This is a genomic window from Saccharicrinis sp. GN24d3 (genome assembly GCF_052400645.1).
Classification (GTDB): Bacteria; Bacteroidota; Bacteroidia; order Bacteroidales; family Marinilabiliaceae; genus Saccharicrinis.
In genome coordinates, this window is record NZ_JBQTGI010000020.1 from 66,884 (window position 1) to 84,472 (window position 17,589).

Sequence of the window (17,589 nt, forward strand, 5' to 3'; positions counted from 1 at the left end):
TTAGTAATTACTTCTGCGTACCGTTTTGATATCGCTGTTGTCGTTGATGATCCAGGCTTCTATCAGAAAGCCGTGGGTATTGTTATCGGTCCTGGAGATGTTCCTGAGCTGTCCCGAGGAATGCAGGTTCCTGATGGTGGTATTGGACTTTCGGACGATCTTTTGTTTGCCGTAATAGCTAAACGCATAAGGGTAGGAAGAAAAATCCACCCTCACCGAATCTGTTATCAATGTCATGCTGATATCCGATGCGATAACACGGTTGTAGAGGTTGCTTTCTTTAAAGGTGCGGTACTGTTTCATGGCACTGTTGTCGGCCAGGTACAAAGCTTCACGGATATTGTTTTCGATGTAATCCTTATCGGGTTCCAGGGTAAAGAACAGTTCGTGAAAGCGTTTGACATGGTTCTTGGCTTCGGCATCCCTGTTCTCCGAAATATCGGAACGCAACGCCAACAGCAAGGACTGTCCGTTGTCCAAGACATAAATTTTTTGCCTGGATGCCTTGACCAGCTGCAAAGATGAAATATAGGTGTATACCCCACCTCCAATAGACAAACAGGTCGTAAGAACCAGTACATAAACCGTAAACCTGAATTGGCGCTGTATATTAATAAGTTGTTTCATAATCATTTGTTAATGTAAATTTTGCGCCATGTAAATCAATTATCGGCTACCCGCCTCGGGTTACTTTAGGGCACCTTTGCTGATAGCCATCATGGCCGCTGTTCTGAGCATTCTTCCTCCACCAGTACTTGTACCCGAAGCATTGACGATCCATGAAGCTATCTTGGGCACCATGACCAGTCCGCAGATACCACAGATCGGCACCACCAGGTTGGACACAAAAAAGAGTGAGGGCTCATAGAAACTAATTTGGTTCATCATAGAGATTTCCGCATCCAGGACATAGACCAGCAGGTGCTGTGTCAAAGACAGGATAATCATGGCTATCGGCAGATAGAGGTTGACATTGATAAAACGTGCAATCCACTGCAGGTAACTGTCCTCGAAACCGTCAAAGATGGATATGGCAAAAACCAGTGGCCCAAAGATGATCAGCAAAACGCAAAAGACGGTTCTCAGAAAGGCGATCAGGTAAACCACCACCTCAAAGACCACCTCGGTCAGCTGGCGTATGCCGTCCATCAGGTAAAAATTGATCTGGTTCCTAAGTGCCCGCCCGCTGATGATGTTATAGGAGGTCAGCAAGACATTGATTCCCTTGTCCCATAAATCAGCTTCTTTCTCTTCGTTTTCATAAAAAGCGGGCAGGTCGTTTAACAGGATGGCATCCTGTTTTTCCTCCAGGCGTTCGGATACCTGCTCCTGTCTGTTGCTGTATATCTCGCTTGAAAGGGAGGTTAACCCTTGTGTGGGCACCATCAACAACTGAACGAACGGCCCCCAGAAGGTGATGACCAGCACCAAAGCAAAAGGTCTGAGCAACGGCAATATCATAATGGGATTATCCGCTATCAACTGTTCAAAGATGCGCTTGGCAATAAACAGAAAGGCCGCAATTCCACCGATGGCCCGTGCCATATCCACCAATAAACGGGCATGGTCGATGCCGGCTTGTATCAAAGTATCCGTAAAAGCATAGAAATTTTCGATATTCATGGTTACATAGTTTTAGTTGTTGCTAAAATCTTGAATTGCCCAAAAAGGACAGGTGGTAAACCGACTGGCTTTGCATGGACTGATAGTAGTTTATCTTTTGGGCACAGTAATGGATGCTTCCCGTCAGTTTCTTCAACGAAGACCTTATTTCTTCCATGGACTTTAACTTATGGCCCTGTTTGGCATCCATCAGGTTAAGCATCACATAAGATTTCATTAGGTGGTTTAGCTCCCGTTCAAATACATTGATCATATCGGCATTCAGCTGGTTTGCCCCCAACCTGTCCAATGCTGCCCTGGCTTTTGCAAAGCTTGCCCCCACATCAAACACATCGTCCAGAACCACAACCCTGCTGTTTTTAAGAAAGGATTCTATGGTATGCTGATCCTCTTGGTTCAGTTTGATGCCGCTTACCTGCTCCATACTTTCTTTTAAAGCCTTTTTATCTATGTTTTTGAAAAAAGTCCGCAGGGCATGTTTGACGGTCACATCCGTATACACCGTTCCATCGGATACGGGAAAGGAGTTTAGGTAATAGTAATAGTGGCTGGGGTAAAGCCGGGCAAAAAAATGCGGTACGGGTGGCAGCCAGCCCTTGAAACACACAAAGGTCAGCGGGTAATCATTCTTCATGCTGGGATATCTGCCTTTCCACTTTTTGATGGCAAAAGGTTTCTGGGCAACACCTGCTGACAGGATGAAAAATAGAGTCGATAAGATAATGATTGATTTCTTCATAACCTGTGTATTTAATTGGATTCGTACAAGCTGTAGTAAAAGGCAAAGCTTTTCAGGTCGCCCCTGGCATGGCTCCGCATATAGGAAGCGTACAGGATTTTGTTGTAGAGATAACAGATGGTACCATAATGGCGGTGCACCTGACGGTATACCCCGTTGATGACATCGTAGCGCGCTTTGTCGTCCATGATAAAAGCCTTGTCTATGGTGATGGTATTCAGCACCCCGGTCACCAGGTCGCGGCTATCGGTCAGGATAATATCGAACGCCTGCAGGATGGCTGCCGCCTGACGGGGCGTGAAATTATGGTCCTGGATCAGCTGGGGGACTTTTTGGGTATAGATATCCAATATCTTGCCCAGCATATCCCTGGTTTCCTTAATGCGCTTGTAGTCCTTGATCAGTCCCGACACATTCTCCACCGCATCCAAAATCTGTTGGTCGATGCCCAGCATCTCGGCAGTCAGTTCCTTGATGTCCCCGTTTAAGGCACGGATCAGAAGGTTATACCAGTTCATCTTACTAAGTATGCCCTTTTCCTGTGTCCACAAGGCTTCGCGCTGAATACCTGCGCCCACATCCGAAACGGGGGTTTGGGCTTGTGTCTGAGCCGTTGTTATCATAACAATCGTAAAAAGTATTATTGAAAGTCTTTTCATCACTGCAATTTTTTTAGTTAAATCTTTTTGGACGTGATTAAATTATATGCTCCGGCCAAGCCGGTTTAAGAGTTGAATAAATGATCCGTAGTCACCGATTTGGGAGAGCAGTTCCTGTTTTTCCTTTTCCTCAGAGGTGTAGCAGTAATACTCCTGCTTGCTGACCTCAAGGGCAAACACCCTGGAATAGGCACCCATACCGATAAAACACTCCTTGAGCTTGCGCCCCGTGGGCAGGTTCCTGTTGACGGAAAGGATCTGCTCTTCCTGAAACTTGGTCAATCCCAATACCCCGCTGATTTTATCGAACTTGTTGGCGAACTTGCGCATGTCCAACAGTATCTTGGTATCGGCATTGTTGATGATGGCATCCCTGATGATGGGGCTGGATATCACGTCGTCAATCTCCTGGGTGACCACCATGGCTTCCCCAAAGAACTTCCTTATGGTCTTGAAAAAGTATTTGATATAGTCCGCCATCTGTGGCGTGGCAATGGCTTTCCAGGCTTCCTCGATACAGATGACCTTTCGTGTGCCCTTCAGTGTGCGCATCTTCTGCATAAAAATGTCGATGATGATCAGCGTGGCCACCGGAAATATTATAGGGTGGTCTTTGATGTTGTCCAGCTCGAACACGATAAAAGGACATTTAAAGAACTCATCGGTATCCATATCCCTGTTTAGTAGATAGTCGTATTCACCTCCCCTGTAATACTTGCCGAGGATAAAGAAAAACTCACCCGCATTAAAAAACAGCCCCTTCTCTTTGACCAGGTCGGGTATCCATTCCTGCACAAACTCGAAATAGGCGTTAAAGCTGTACCGTTCCCTTTTCTTTTTGTAGAAAGCGGTCAATGACTGGGCAATCACATCTTTGTCCACCTCGTTCAGATCGGGTTTGTAGATGGTATATAATACCGACAGAATGGTCTGTTTACATTCCGTGGTGAGCAGTTCCCCGCTTAATACAAAAGGGTTAAAGGAGATGGGGTTGTCCTCGGTAAACTCTACCAGCATGGCACCTCCTTTGTCTTTCAGGTACTCGCTAAGGTATTTGACCAGCATCTCGTAACTCCTGCCCACATCCAACAACACGGTATGGCAGTTGTTGCTCTCCGCATAATGCCTCAATAAGTGATTGGTAAAAAAGGACTTGCCTGAACCCGAACCACCGATGACCACTTTGTTGCGGTTGTGGATCCAGTGCTTTTCCATGGGTTCGTCGGAGATATCCACTTTAACGGGGCAACCGCTTTGCCTGTCGGAAAAATGAACCACAAAGTCGGAGCTGCTGTTTTGTACCTCCCCCTCAAAATTCAGGAAACAACAGGCCTCGGGTGCCTGCATCAACATGGGTTCCGTTTCAGGCAGTTGGGTGCTGCCCGGCATGTTTGCCCAGTACATCAAAGGTGCATCAAATGAATGGCGATAAGGCAGGCAGTTCATTTTTGAAAATCCTGTTCCTGTTTCGCTTCTTTTCTTTTTTAATCCGGCCAATGATTCATCAAAGAGCATCAGGTTAAAATGCATCTGCACAATCGGCTGTCCCCCTTCCCCAACCGCTTCCAAAAACGATTGGATCAGTTTGGCGTTAAGCTTGTTTTCTGCCGAGAATTTCGACAGGGAATAGATTTTCTTTTGACTGCTTGCCAGATAGCTTTTAATTTCTGTTTGGTTACCCATGTATAGGAAGCAGTTGGTGATATGGGAAAACGGTAGCCCGTAGGTCACCGGATAGATCATGGACACGGGCAATCCTGTCATGGGCTGGGCGCTTATCGGTTTTACCTCCTCGGGTACATTGTCGTAGTTGTTGAGCCCGTATATCTCCACAAAAGAGTCGGTGGCCTTCAGGTGGTCACGAAAATCCAGGCTGCCCAACACCGGGGCTTTTGCATCAAAGTTCATGGACAGGTAGCGCTCCATCAGGACAACAAGTTTTTTCCTATCAAGTCTTGAGCTGTTTATTCCTCCCTGGCGGAGCTGTTCCGTCACATTGTCCCGGGTTTCTTCCAGCTTCTCCCTTTGTCCCCCGGCTTTTTTTTTCTTGCCCGACGGATTGATCAGGCTGCTGCCCAGAAAGTTCTTCATCAAACCCGTGTTCAGAACCGAGATAAAAAGATAGCCTTCGTGTTTCAGGTGGCTTCTACCGTTAAAATGTTTAAGATAAGATTGGGTCAGAAACGATTCTTGCATTTTTTTACCTTCAACATCCAGGCTTTCGTCTACAAAAAGTTGTTCCAGAAAATAATCCTGTCGGTGCAAAAGTGTACCTGCAGGCAGCATTGCCATAATCCTTTTGAAAGTATCGTGCAGGGCATAGAGTTTTTCCTCGCTGCACGCAAAAAGCTCTGGCAATTGAAGCTTGATTCCCACGGTCATATCCAGGTTACGGGATATCAGGATATCGTCCTCAAAACCCAATACGGGAATGCATTCCTCTATGCTTTTAACCTTCATGCTTTCTGAAATTTTAATTTGATCGGTGACGTTCTATCAGTTTCTTAACCGTAAACCGGATACTTACAAAAGCAGGCAGTTTTTTGGCTATCTTCTTTTTTTCGTAACCTGCCGGTCCCAATGTTTTCTGAATCTTGCTTAATCGTGCCAACACAACAAACAAAACAGGAACCGTTAGAAGGACCGCGGGGTAAGGGCCTGTCAACAGGTAGACTACCGTAAACCCGACAAAGCCTACCAAGAGGGCATACAATGCTTTGTAAACCAGTACCCCCGAATAACCTTTGACATAGATGTCGGTGTCTACCTTGCTGATGCGAAACGTTTTCTTGCCCTTCATGTTTTATTCCATAAATTGAAAATAGTTCTGGTAATCCCTGCAATACGGGATGTAAACAAATGCCGATGTATTAATGAACAGAGCAAAGGAACATTGTGAACTTGGCTCTGGATTCATTAAACAATCGGTATTAACCGAAGAATGCCTGTATCACCACGCCTACCAATATGAGGAACAGACAGGCACCGAACCAGCCCATCAATGCCTTCTGGGTATCCTGGTCGCCGCTCTGCCACTTGATATAGACGCGGATGCCCCCGATCAGCCCGACCACGGCACCGATGGCTATGATCAGGCTGGAGATAGGGTCAACATAGGATTCCACCTCGGAGGTGGCCTGGTCGATCCCGTCGGCCGATTGTGCCATCAAATTGTACATTGAACAGTACACCAGCATGGCCAGCAACAATATTTTGTGTTTGTAGTTTTGTAATAGTTTCATGGTTGTTATGTTTTAGTGATTAAGAAAGTGCAGGTTGTCGGGTGGCATAGGCCAGTTCCTTCTCGAACTCCCTGTTTTCCATTTTGCATGGCCGTTGGAAATTGTCGATGGATATTCCTGAAGGATCGGGTGCTTCATCGGGCTTGACTATAAAACTCTCCCATGCGTTTTCCGTCAGACAGACCCTTTCCATGGGGTAGTCATTGGAAGAGAGTTCTTTGACTTTGATTTCAACCATTGGTCTGTCGGCTTCTTCCTCAAAACTGTTTTCTTGCACTTTGCTTTTGTTCTTTATAGCCAGATAGGCCAATAGTAACATGTAATAAAGCGTAAGGCAGGCAACTATGCCCAAGGAAAATTGCAGATAGGTAATCTCGTTCAGTCCCAACTTGATCATGCCAAAACCAAACAGGTTTTGACCAGCCCAAGTTGTTGGCAAAATTTTTAATACTATTTCTAATATAATCATCACGTTCTGTTTTATAATTTAAAGTATCACAAACGATTAAAAATTTTGCTGGAGTAACAAATCTCGATATTCTGAAGTCTTTGGCAGGATATTCGGGATAAGGTCCTATCACATTTTTTCGTTTTTGGTATGCTGACACAAAGTTGGGAAGGCTTTTGGGAAGTTTTTCCCAAGTTGTTCCCAGTGGGATTTTGTTTGTACCGCATTGACATATTTTGGTGCATTTTTATTTCGCGTAAGCCACCTATTGAATGGGATTTGGTGCGATTTGCAAAAGGAAGCGGATATAAAATGGCAGGTAAACAGGCCTTAAGGGGAAGGGCATCGTTCCATACCCCATCACATCGCAAAAACTTTTCATTTTTTTTGTGGACGAAAGCTAGTATATAAAATGACCCAAATAGTAATTAATAAAAAATGAAGTGTTTTGATGTGATACAAAGCCATGCTCTTCCCCTGCGCGTTTATGCCGAACTCTTTTGCCAATGCGCCAATCCCGAAACAGCTTTGCCTGCGCGAAATGGGAATGCATGGCTGAAAGGATTATACCGATTGGTTAATGACCTTAGCGTTAAGATTGCTTCGCATTTAACGCTGTCATTAATCCATCGGCATCCCAAGAGCTAATTTTTATAATTAAAATGGTATAATTTAAGGCAGGATTTATGGCTAAAAAAAGCCTGAATATTGAATAGTGGTCTTCCTTGAGCTTTGTGATTTAAGGCTTCAAAACAGCTTAAATGTGGCTAAGAAAAGAATTGATAAATAGAACAAAGCCAAGGAATGAAACGGTTATCCTAAGAAAAGAACACGGCATGCAAGAAAGCCCGGGATCCCCGGCTCGGATGGGCTTTGGGCAGGGACTTCCCGGGCTTTTGAAACTTGCGGTGTTGATTAACCCTCGATAAGCACCAGAAAATCCAATACATATCGAGGGTTGATATTGAATTGTGCGAAAACGGCTTTTTTGAAAAAAGGAAGACTGGCATAACTATACTTGAACAGTAGTAAGCAATTTTTGTCCTTTTTCAAATATGCCGTTGGGACCAAACTACAGGAAATAACTTAAATGAATCTATAAAACCTCGGCATTTTTCATCACCTGTTGATAGATGGGTGTGTTTTTGAGCTGTTTGTGCCAGTCTTTCCGGGAATAGACAAACATGGAGACAGATTGCCCCGTTTCCAGTTCTATCTTGTAACAGGCATCCAGCAACTGCTTTTCCTTGGTCAGATCAATTTTACCGTCAGTCAACACATACAGCCGCCAGTCCTCTTTCGTGTTTGTTTGGGAGGGAACAAGGAGCCTCAATTGGGCTTGTGGCTCCAAGGCTTGAATATGTTGTTTGATCTGCTCTTTTGTTTTGTTCATGGTGCGAAAATAATATTATTTGTTTGATGCTTTACTTTCTTTTATCCTTTATTTCCCTGTCGAAGCTCACCAGGTTGAACATCTCACGCATACGGCTTCTGACACGGTTTCCGTACAGTTTTTCCAGTTCCGATGCCGACAGGTTCGTAGTCATATGCGTCAGCATATTGTGCGAAACAAAATGGTCGTAACGGCTCAGAAGTATCTCGGCCATCACGTTGCATTCGTTGCCGTAATATCCCACCGGCTGTTCTATTCCCACATCGTCAAAACAGTACACCTTGGGGATATGTTTTCCATGATTAAATCCATAGGAAAGTCGGGTATACCTGGCCAGCACATCATAGCCTTGTCGTGCAAAGCTAAAGGCCACCTCTCTCGCCGACTGTACGGCATACCTTTTTTCGGATGGCAGAAAATGGTTGAGCAGGCTCATAATGGCCGTTTTACCGGAGCCTACAGGCCCGCTCAGCATGATTCCTTTATCAGGGCTTAGGCCCTTCTTTTCCATGTTTTCCTTGTCCCCGATGGCATAAACAAGCAGTTTGTAAAGTATCTTGTGGTCTTCTGCTTTAACCCTGAAATGTTCCCCGAACTGCTTTTTTCCCGCGTTTTCCAGCCAGGAAAGGCATGCGGGAAAGCTATAGTGCATCCATCCGTTCTTTTCCCAACGGATGCCTTTTTCATAAAGGTTCTCCATAGTCTTTGTCGTTTTTCGTTGACAGATAATTGGTCGTATCCTCCTTATTTTCTTTGTTGGAAGAATATCGGGAGATGTTGAGTATCCAGTTCCTGGCGGCAGCTTTCCAATCCTTCATGGGGCTTCTGCCGCCCACCTTCCAGCCGTTGGATTCAAAGTGGTTAAAGAAACGTTCTGCCTGATTTGGGTCGGCTTCCTTTTGTTTAAAGTAACCTTCGATTTGTTTAAGGGTCGGTTTAACAAAACGCTTCTTTTTCTTTTCGTCGGCATCTGCTTTTTTAAGCCCTAAAACTTCCGGTTGTTCCCCGTGCGCGCGTCCCCCAATATTATTATTTAATATCTCTTTATTATTATCTAATAATGATATATGGTTATTATTCAATAACTTATAAACAGGGGCACTGTTGTCGCTTTGGGTATTGCCAGTTCTATTACCACCGGTATTACCAGCACTATTACCACCGGTATTACCGGTACTTGTATCACCGGTATTATCAGTACTATTATCAGCGCTTTTACCAGTAGTATTACCACCGCTTATATCACTGCTATTATCAGCACTATTACTACTGGTATTACCAGTGCTATTACCAGCGGTATTACCACCACTATTATCAAAAGTGATAATGGTTATTACCGAAGCTTCAAACTGGCTCTTGCTGGGACTGTAGGAAATGTAACCCCAAGCGTCCAACTCTTTAATCGTCCTGATAAAGGTGTTGACAGAGCCTATCTTTGACAGGGGCATGATCTCGTGACGCACCGCCTGCATGGGGTTAACAAATTTAAGTTTGCCCCAAACAAAGTACAGTGCCATATACAGGCCGATATGCCTGGGAAGTACCCTCACATCCGATATCAGGCTGTCCAGCACACAGTTGATGTGCATCAGGGCATTCATCGCTCAAGCCTGGAAGGTAAACTGTTTTTGCCGAGCATCTTGGTCACTTCCCTGGATTCGTAGAAGATGATACCCCCCACTTTGGTAAACGGCAGGTGGCCATTGTTGCGAAGGTTCTGAAGGGTGCCTTGCGAGACACCCAACATCTCTTTTACCTCATAGGTCCTCAACCACTTTTTGCCGGTATTAACGTTGTTTTGGTCCATCATCTTGCCCAGGTCTTTTAGCAGGAGGGCCCTGAACTCTTCCAGGTCGCCGATGGTCACGATCTGTTCCCTGAACAGTTTGTCCCGTCCGTAACTGTAGTCTCTTTCTGATTTTAGTGTCATGATGAAATGTTTAAGGGTTAAACAAACAGACACTAAAGTTGTACAGAATATTCCGTATTGTTTCCCAAGTTGTTCCCAGTGGGATTTTATTTGATATCAAATAAACTGTTTTGGTACCGGTTTTTTAAAATAAACAGGGATTGTCGGCTTGGTCTGGTGCCGTTTGATATCATTTTTTTCCGGGACCTTTTCCTTTCTTTCCCAAGAGGGTTTCTATCTTTTTTGCAAATGAATCCTTTAGTTTGTCGAGATATGCTGTCGGGTTGTCTCGTTTTTGAATATCATATAGCGCCCCGTACACATCCACTTTTTCAACGTTGAACATCCAACCGATATATTCGCCCAGCCTCTTCACATTGGCGTCCCCATTGTTTATGCTCCTGGACCCTACCAAAGCATAGGCCAGTTCGGCAATGTACACTTTCTTGTCCGTCCACTTGAATTCGAAATGGTCGGGACGATTTCTTGGTACAGTCTTTTGATTCGTTTTGTCCAGCTCCAGAGAATCCATACGTGAAGACATATATTCTATTATCATCTCGTGAGCCCTGAAATCGGCAAATAGGTTGTCGCACTGGGTTGTGAAACCGACGTCCATCACGGAGAAAGGGTGGTGAAGGAACTTTTTGGGGTCAAAATTCTTACGGACAAAAAACTGTTCGTCGTTGAACGTCGAGCCCCTTCGGTAATAGAAATAGCAAATATGCTTGGCCTGCAGGAACCTGTTGTAATCCTTAAGTCTGTTCTTGAGGTAGGTAAGGACCATCTTGTTGGTGCCCCTGGGCTTTTCGCATTCTACCTGCTGCAGGTAAAATAAATAGAGCAGTTGCCCCACGACCATGGGCTTGACCTCCTTAAAGAAACATATCTCCTGGCCGGGTCCTTTCAGCCCCCCGTTTATCACGGTATTTCTCAACCGTTGAAGGTATTTTACACAAATGTCAATCCCGACATCAATATCTTTTAAGGGGTTTTCCTCGTGGATGGTGAAGGATTCCATCTCAATACCGTATGCGTCGATAACGGACTGCAGTTTTTTGTCAAAGGTAACCATAGCAATATAGTTTAGGCCATATTCCCTGGTCCCGGAAATACAGGCGTTATTATTCCTGTTATTAATTGCTATGATTCCCGTCAATGGCGATTTCTAACTATTATATTGCGTTGATTTACATTCAAATTAAGAAATTTTGGTTTGATGGAAAAACGAACTTTGTTGAATATTTGAAATAATTGGTTTAACGTGTGAGGAATGGGGATGAAAGTAAAATTATATCAACAATACTAAAGTTGTTTGGATTAACTTAACCGGAACAAAATTTCAAGATGATTAAACAGCTTTTATTTGGATTATCATCCATCTACCGTGGTATATTTTTTTTACATACCACATTCAGGTAAAATCAAATCAATACTTGCGATAGTGTATAAGAACACTCCTTTTTGTTGATTTAATCCTTAAAGAATGTTCATTGTTAAAAAAATAACTGCTAACTATACCTAAACAATCATATTATTTTAAATAAGCGTTACTTGGGGATTATGACGAATAGGAAAAAACCATCATATTATAGGGTCATCATGCATTACTTAAAACCTGTCGACGCCTTGTGTTCGTCCCGATCCAAACGGGAGAGTCGAATTACGGGAAGGATTACGGCAAAAAGTAGCCCGTACCATACGTAATAAACACTATTGGACGGAATTACTGGCATTTCTATAGTTCCAAAAAACCAGGGGTTTTTCGATACAACTCAGTTTTTGGTAAAGGTTTTGTTTTGTAAAGTGTAGCTTAAAGCAACTTTAGTGTAATTATTTACAACTGAAATATAATCATATCTATAGGACTTCGATAGAAATTGAGTCTTAACATAGATCTTTAACTAGCTATTATCTTCAAATGCAAAAGAATAGGCCTATTCCATGCAATCAATCTCTGTGAAACAAATACAATGACTACATTTATTATAAGTTGTTTCCAGCTGTGGGTACTTCCTTTGGAATATCAACGGGTCCCATTATATAAGTTTTTGGTCCTAGATATAAATCGGAATTCATCATTTCGTCCCAACTTATTTCTTTCCCCGTATAGGCTGAAATTCGCCCCATAATTCCAGTCATTGTTGACTCTGCGATTTGAAAGGCTTCATTTACAGGATTAGCAGTACGAATAGCTGTTACGAGATCAATAAGCTCCTGGTCATAAGGATTGGTATTTAACCGGCTGATATTTGAACCACTTCCATCCTTCGGATATTCGAAAGTCCATTTTATAGAGCCATCGGGGTTAAATATGGTGTTTTCACAATTGGTTGAACCTTTAGTACCTTGTATGCGATCGGAAATTTTGTTGCTGCAATTGTTGATTTGCCTGCACATACTGTGATAATGTATATCATTATCATACACAAAATCAACACTAAAAAAGTCGTACTGATTACCTGATATACGGCGTTGGCGCGCACCAAAACCCAGAGCCTTTACAGGATGTTTTCCCACAAACCAATTTACAACATCTAAGTTGTGTACATGTTGCTCAACAATATGGTCCCCGGAGAGCCAACTCCAATTTACCCAATTACGAATCATATTTTCAAGTTCAGACCATTCGGGTCTTGGATTTCTGTGCCAAAGCTTGCCTATATTATAATAACTGTTGGACGATACAATATCACCGATCTGCCCATCTGCAATCCGTCGATAAGTCTCAATATAATCTTGCTGATGTCTTTTAATAGTTCCGGCAACAACGGATAATCCCAGCATTTTTGCCTTCTCAGCAGAAACCATCACGGATCTTACACCTACAGGATCAACAGCAACAGGTTTTTCCATAAACACATGTTTCTTAGCTTTTACGCAAGCTTTAAAATGTTGCGGACGAAAATGCGGAGGTGTAGCCAGAATCACAACATCCACATCACATTCCATTAGTTTTTCGAATGAATTAATGCCGGAAAAACATAAATCGGGTGATATATCTACCCCTTTTTGTTCTTTAATCTTCTGTTTGCATGCTTCAACACAATCAGGAAAAATATCTGCTAGTGCTGCAATTTCAACATTAGAACCAGAATTCAGGAAATTGAGAGCTGCGCCTGTACCACGATGACCACAACCAACCACTCCGGCCTTTAATAGAGAACCGTCAGGAGCTTGCGACAGAAGTGAAGGAAACTTGTATTTTTCCTTTTTTTCTGACTGACAGGACGAAAGGAATGTGTTGGCTCCTGCTATGGCCAAAATACCTGCGGCTGCGGTGTTTCTTAGAAATTTCCTCCGGCTGTTATTGTATTCTTCAATACTCATATCAATCTTAATCTTTACATTTTCACTACCTTTATTCAAACGGGTTCCATTCACAAACCACACGAAAACCAACATCATTACAATCGGAATACCACCATTTGCTTTTAGGAATTTGTGGATCTGTGACCAACCATTTTTCATGTTGAGTATGATCTCTGTAATTTAAAAGAAGTTCTGTTGTTGTGCTTTTAAATGAACCTCCCATAATAACATGTTTCACTCCTTTACTTTCATTTAATAAAGGAACTGTATCAAAACAAAATTCTTTTACATTTCCTATCATATTTATCAAACCAAAGTCATTTGGCAAAACATCCTCTGGCATTCCTGTTTTTCCATTACTGTTTCCTTTCCAGATTACGTACTTATTAATATCATCGCTCGGCTTCTTGAATAATCTTCTAAGAAATCCTTTCGAAACTACGTCTTCAAGGTTTTCACCCCAAAAAAATTCTTTATTGCTACCTGCATTACAGGCATATAACCATTCATATTTGCCTGGTAAACGATATTTTTTCCCTGTTTTAAATGATAACCATTTGCAATAAGTGTTTGCAGCATTCCAGGTCATGGTTATAGCAGGTCGCATACCCATTCCCCAGCCTTGCGAAGGATCTCCAAACGGGGGTGTTGGTCCGGAGATTGCATCTACATTCATATAATCACTAATAATACGACCTTCGGTTTCAGTGTCCCTTAAAAACGCTCTATATTCATCCCATGATACCTCAATTTTACCCATGAAAAAAGATCCGATTTTTATGATTTCATCCTGATTATTATTATAGAATCCCCCTTGAATGGCAAGCATATCAAAAGTCACTGATGTACCCGGAATTTTCTCTTTAAAAGAAACAAATTGATTAACATCAGTAGCTTGTTCGTATGTATCATGTTTATGTTCCGCTTTTAGTAACTCTGTATTTACATTGTGAATGTTTTTTGTACCGTGTCCGGCACTTAAATGACAATTGATACATTGCAAATTATCCTGATTATTTTTGTAATAAAAGTGGGCCTGATCTCCCTTTTTAGACAAATGCAGGGGAAATAAGTTCTCATGACATTTAATACAGGAAGCATTAAAGGTGTGCCGTCTGGCATACTCCAGTTGAGACTTCTGTTCCCAATTGATCTTATCAGGATCTTTGAAGCAATATGAGTAAAAATCCTTTAAAGCACTTCTCATTTTTACAGGCCAATAATTACTCTGACTTTTAGGAGGTAAATGGCAATTGACGCAATCAACCACAACTCCAATCCTGTTGTTGTTATGTGAGGAGAGTTTCCATGAGCTTGCGGCCTGTGAATGTATATGGCAAGACATACAATATTCATTCCGGGATGTTTCTTTGTCAATTCTCTCTAAAGAGACAACAATTCCAATTGCAAAGCAAAAGCTCATGAGCAAGAGCAAGAAACACATTGATTGATTAAGTTGAGACTCTTTCTTTATTCTCATTTTTTTAAGCTTAAAAATGTAACTTTCTTATCTTATAAAGTGATATTTATTTCCATTTAAAAAAACGAATCAAAATACATTTATGTTCTGAACTATGTCCCCTAAGAAACACAAGCACATCAACAGAAATAATAATTTCTTCTTCTTCTGTATTGATTCATGATTTAACAAGTACAATAATCTACATGTCTCCTGCTTCCACCTATTAAACTTACATTTATTAACTTAACTGAGTACAAGTAAAAGTACCTACTCCTAAACAAAAAAAAGTACTTCAAATCGTGAAATAAAGTATACAAATCATGAAGATTCCATCTTATATGAGCAATAGTACCATTATTGCAAAAATGATGTGGCCTTCTGTATAATTATGAGTATTATAAACTGTATCTCCATATAAAAAAAGGTGCACAAAAAGAGGAAATCGATTACAAGATCTCATTCCATTTTAAGTACACCTAAAATTCAAATAAATAAAAAGTTAATCTTTCTATTTCATAAGCTATCCGACTTTTCAGCAAAAGTGACTATTGAAAAAATAAACCTAATTAATAAACCTTCATATATATTTAATGAAAATATATTTTCTCTTTATAATGCCCTTTTGTAGTAGATATGCAAACAATATAAATTCCTTTCTGCAAGTAAATCGGTAACATAACATGTCCATACTGTAATTGATTCATGTATACTACCTGTCCCTGCAGATTATATACTTTTACAACACCTTCATCAGTCATATACCTAATATTTAACTGACTGTCTGAATACCAAACTTTCAATTGTAGCAATTCATTCTTCCCTACAGCCGTCTCTGAATTATCACTTACTTTAAACCGGAACTCAGAAGCTGAACTCCAGGGGCCTCCATTGGCCTCGGAGAGTGATACAACCTTAAAGTACCGGGCATTTTTTCGAGCAAAAGATACCTCTTTGGCAAACGAACTGTAAATCCAATTTCCTGTAGCCACCGGATAACCCCAGCTCATGGGATCATCGGATAGATATAATTCATACTCACCTATATGCCCATTCTTTCCTCCGTCTTGTCGGGGTAAATACTCAAATGTAGTCAAATCATAACTTTTACCCATGTCCACAACTATTTCATGTGGAAACGGATCAGTGCCAGTCGACCATCGGGAATGCCAATGTGTTGTTTCATCGCCATCAATGGCTTTTTCAGTTTTAATATGCTCCATCGGATCTTCGGAGTTGCATGAAACAATTGTCCAGTCCTTACTTGGTATGTATATAGATGGAATGGCTTTTCCGCCTGACATAACCACCGATACCAGAGTGATTTCCCCATTATTTTCTATGGTCACATTTTTTTGCATTGATCGGACCTCCTGCTCTTCGGGTGTGTCATAATTCAAAACCGACATAGTCACAACTTCGCCTGTGCCTGAGGCTCCCGATGCTGTTTCCATATACAGAAAATATTTTAGCGGCTGCGTTGCATCATATCCTTCTGTAAGATCTGTCAGGTCATAGCCAAACTCCATGTCTTCGGTGTGCATTATTCCATCATTCCACCTTCCAAGCATCGGTACTTTTCCGTTTCCGGCAAAATTAAAATGCTCGCAAACTACTAGTTTCTCAGGTTCGGAAGCATTTATATCGGAAGCGATTCCCACACTCATCTTAAGCTCACTTCGGGCACTGTAGTTCATTTTTACCTTTATGGTTCTTCGGGGCTTATAATCCTTTCTAATCCAATATAGTTCAGCCCCCATGTTATCTTTTTTCAATAAACGATACGGTACAAAAACGGTTCCATTGTTTTTCCAGTTGGGACCCCAGCTATTGAGCATGATTAAAGCCCCTTTCTCCCAATCGAGCATGTCTATACGGCCATCACCATTAGTGTCTTCATTGTTGGTGATACGGCCATCGCCATTAAAATCAAAAGCAACCTCATCGTCATAACCAGCCCAGGTGGTACCATGATCCACTGCCGGCCCCCATGATTGAACGATAGTCAAACCGTTAGTCGCCAACGCATATTGAGCACCCTGGGTGGCACATCCGGCTCCGGCAACACCTCCGGCCCTGAAGCTCGTATCCTCCCAGTGATTGTGCAACCACTCTTTTAAATACTGTAATGCAGCGGGTGAATCCAACAGGAAATCACCACTCTTCTCCAGACGGTTGCTCATGGCGGAGTACCATTTATTATATCCATTCATCCATCCATAATCAGGTGCATTGACTAAACTGGGCCAATCCACATCACCTCCATAAATACCTGAAACCAATGAACCGCCATAGGTCTGTGTATTCGGCACTCCGGTTCCTTTGGCCATGGCTTCCTTGCTCGAATATTGATCGGTGAGTAGCCAGGTGAAGTGTGAAGGCAGCATGTTTTGTGGCAGACTACCCGATTGATTGCGGTAACAATTTAACTCGTAAGCTAACATATAACATATACGGGAGGCTGACCCACACGAACCTCCTATCTGAGAAAAAACAGGACGCATGTATAGCTGCGTTGAGTTATCAATTTGTACAGGCAGGTCGGTACTTTTAAGCTGCGCTCCACGTAAGGCGTGAAGATCAGATTGGGACAATCTGCTTTCCGGTCGTGGAGGCCGGTATCCTTCAACAATCCAGGGTTCTCCCTGTGGATCAGGATTGATATTAATAACATTGTACGATTCCTGTGAAAAAAGATGCAAAGATGCAGCTATAAAGATGAAAACGGTAAATGCGATTTTTTTCATTGGACAAAACTTTGTAAAAAAAACGATAACTAAAAAGAAAATATCCAAAACTATGAAT

At 42.2% G+C, this 17,589-nt stretch carries 16 protein-coding genes; all 16 read right to left on the reverse strand.

Going from position 1 to position 17,589, the window contains the following annotated elements; translation table 11 throughout:
• Complete coding sequence (gene traK / locus ACT29I_RS20340) at positions 1-627, reverse strand: conjugative transposon protein TraK (RefSeq protein WP_444794278.1); 627 nt, start codon at positions 625-627, stop codon at positions 1-3.
• Positions 628-687: 60 nt separating this feature from the next.
• Positions 688-1,623 (reverse strand): hypothetical protein, encoded by a 936-nt coding sequence (locus tag ACT29I_RS20345; protein ID WP_444794279.1) that lies wholly within the window; start codon positions 1,621-1,623, stop codon positions 688-690.
• Positions 1,624-1,645: 22 nt separating this feature from the next.
• Positions 1,646-2,362 carry a hypothetical protein gene (locus ACT29I_RS20350; RefSeq protein WP_444794280.1) on the reverse strand — a complete coding sequence of 239 codons (717 nt, stop codon included), beginning with the start codon at positions 2,360-2,362 and terminating at the stop codon, positions 1,646-1,648.
• Between the two features lie 11 nt (positions 2,363-2,373).
• A complete protein-coding gene (locus ACT29I_RS20355; protein WP_444794281.1) occupies positions 2,374-3,021 on the reverse strand; it encodes a hypothetical protein in 648 nt (215 codons plus the stop codon).
• Positions 3,022-3,063: 42 nt separating this feature from the next.
• Positions 3,064-5,481 (reverse strand): TraG family conjugative transposon ATPase, encoded by a 2,418-nt coding sequence (locus tag ACT29I_RS20360; RefSeq protein WP_444794282.1) that lies wholly within the window; start codon positions 5,479-5,481, stop codon positions 3,064-3,066.
• Positions 5,482-5,494: 13 nt separating this feature from the next.
• Positions 5,495-5,821 carry a hypothetical protein gene (locus tag ACT29I_RS20365; RefSeq protein WP_444794283.1) on the reverse strand — a complete coding sequence of 109 codons (327 nt, stop codon included), beginning with the start codon at positions 5,819-5,821 and terminating at the stop codon, positions 5,495-5,497.
• A gap of 130 nt (positions 5,822-5,951) precedes the next feature.
• The gene (locus ACT29I_RS20370; protein ID WP_444794284.1) at positions 5,952-6,263 is read right to left on the reverse strand and encodes a DUF4134 domain-containing protein; all 312 of its coding nucleotides are present in this window, start codon (positions 6,261-6,263) and stop codon (positions 5,952-5,954) included.
• A 19-nt stretch (positions 6,264-6,282) separates the two neighbouring features.
• A complete protein-coding gene (locus ACT29I_RS20375) occupies positions 6,283-6,732 on the reverse strand; it encodes a hypothetical protein (protein ID WP_444794285.1) in 450 nt (149 codons plus the stop codon).
• A 1,075-nt stretch (positions 6,733-7,807) separates the two neighbouring features.
• Positions 7,808-8,104 (reverse strand): hypothetical protein, encoded by a 297-nt coding sequence (locus tag ACT29I_RS20380; RefSeq protein WP_444794286.1) that lies wholly within the window; start codon positions 8,102-8,104, stop codon positions 7,808-7,810.
• 31 nt (positions 8,105-8,135) lie between these two features.
• On the reverse strand, positions 8,136-8,804 hold the full coding sequence (locus ACT29I_RS20385) for an ATPase (protein WP_444794287.1): 669 nt from the start codon (positions 8,802-8,804) through the stop codon (positions 8,136-8,138).
• Positions 8,788-9,693: a hypothetical protein gene (locus ACT29I_RS20390; RefSeq protein ID WP_444794288.1), complete on the reverse strand. Its 906-nt coding sequence runs from the start codon at positions 9,691-9,693 to the stop codon at positions 8,788-8,790. Before ACT29I_RS20390 ends, ACT29I_RS20385 begins: the two co-directional genes overlap by 17 nt.
• Positions 9,694-9,701: 8 nt before the next feature.
• On the reverse strand, positions 9,702-10,067 hold the full coding sequence (locus ACT29I_RS20395; RefSeq protein ID WP_444794289.1) for a helix-turn-helix domain-containing protein: 366 nt from the start codon (positions 10,065-10,067) through the stop codon (positions 9,702-9,704).
• A 136-nt stretch (positions 10,068-10,203) separates the two neighbouring features.
• On the reverse strand, positions 10,204-11,088 hold the full coding sequence (locus ACT29I_RS20400) for an RteC domain-containing protein (RefSeq protein WP_444794290.1): 885 nt from the start codon (positions 11,086-11,088) through the stop codon (positions 10,204-10,206).
• Positions 11,089-11,999: 911 nt separating this feature from the next.
• Complete coding sequence (locus ACT29I_RS20405) at positions 12,000-13,484, reverse strand: Gfo/Idh/MocA family protein (protein WP_444794291.1); 1,485 nt, start codon at positions 13,482-13,484, stop codon at positions 12,000-12,002.
• Entirely contained in the window at positions 13,375-14,805 is a 1,431-nt protein-coding gene (locus tag ACT29I_RS20410) for a NapC/NirT family cytochrome c (RefSeq protein ID WP_444794292.1), read from the reverse strand. The genes ACT29I_RS20405 and ACT29I_RS20410 overlap by 110 nt, the downstream gene beginning before the upstream one ends.
• 569 nt (positions 14,806-15,374) lie before the next feature.
• Positions 15,375-17,531, reverse strand: a complete 2,157-nt coding sequence (locus ACT29I_RS20415; RefSeq protein ID WP_444794293.1) for a discoidin domain-containing protein — start codon at positions 17,529-17,531, stop codon at positions 15,375-15,377.
• Positions 17,532-17,589 lie beyond the last annotated feature (58 nt).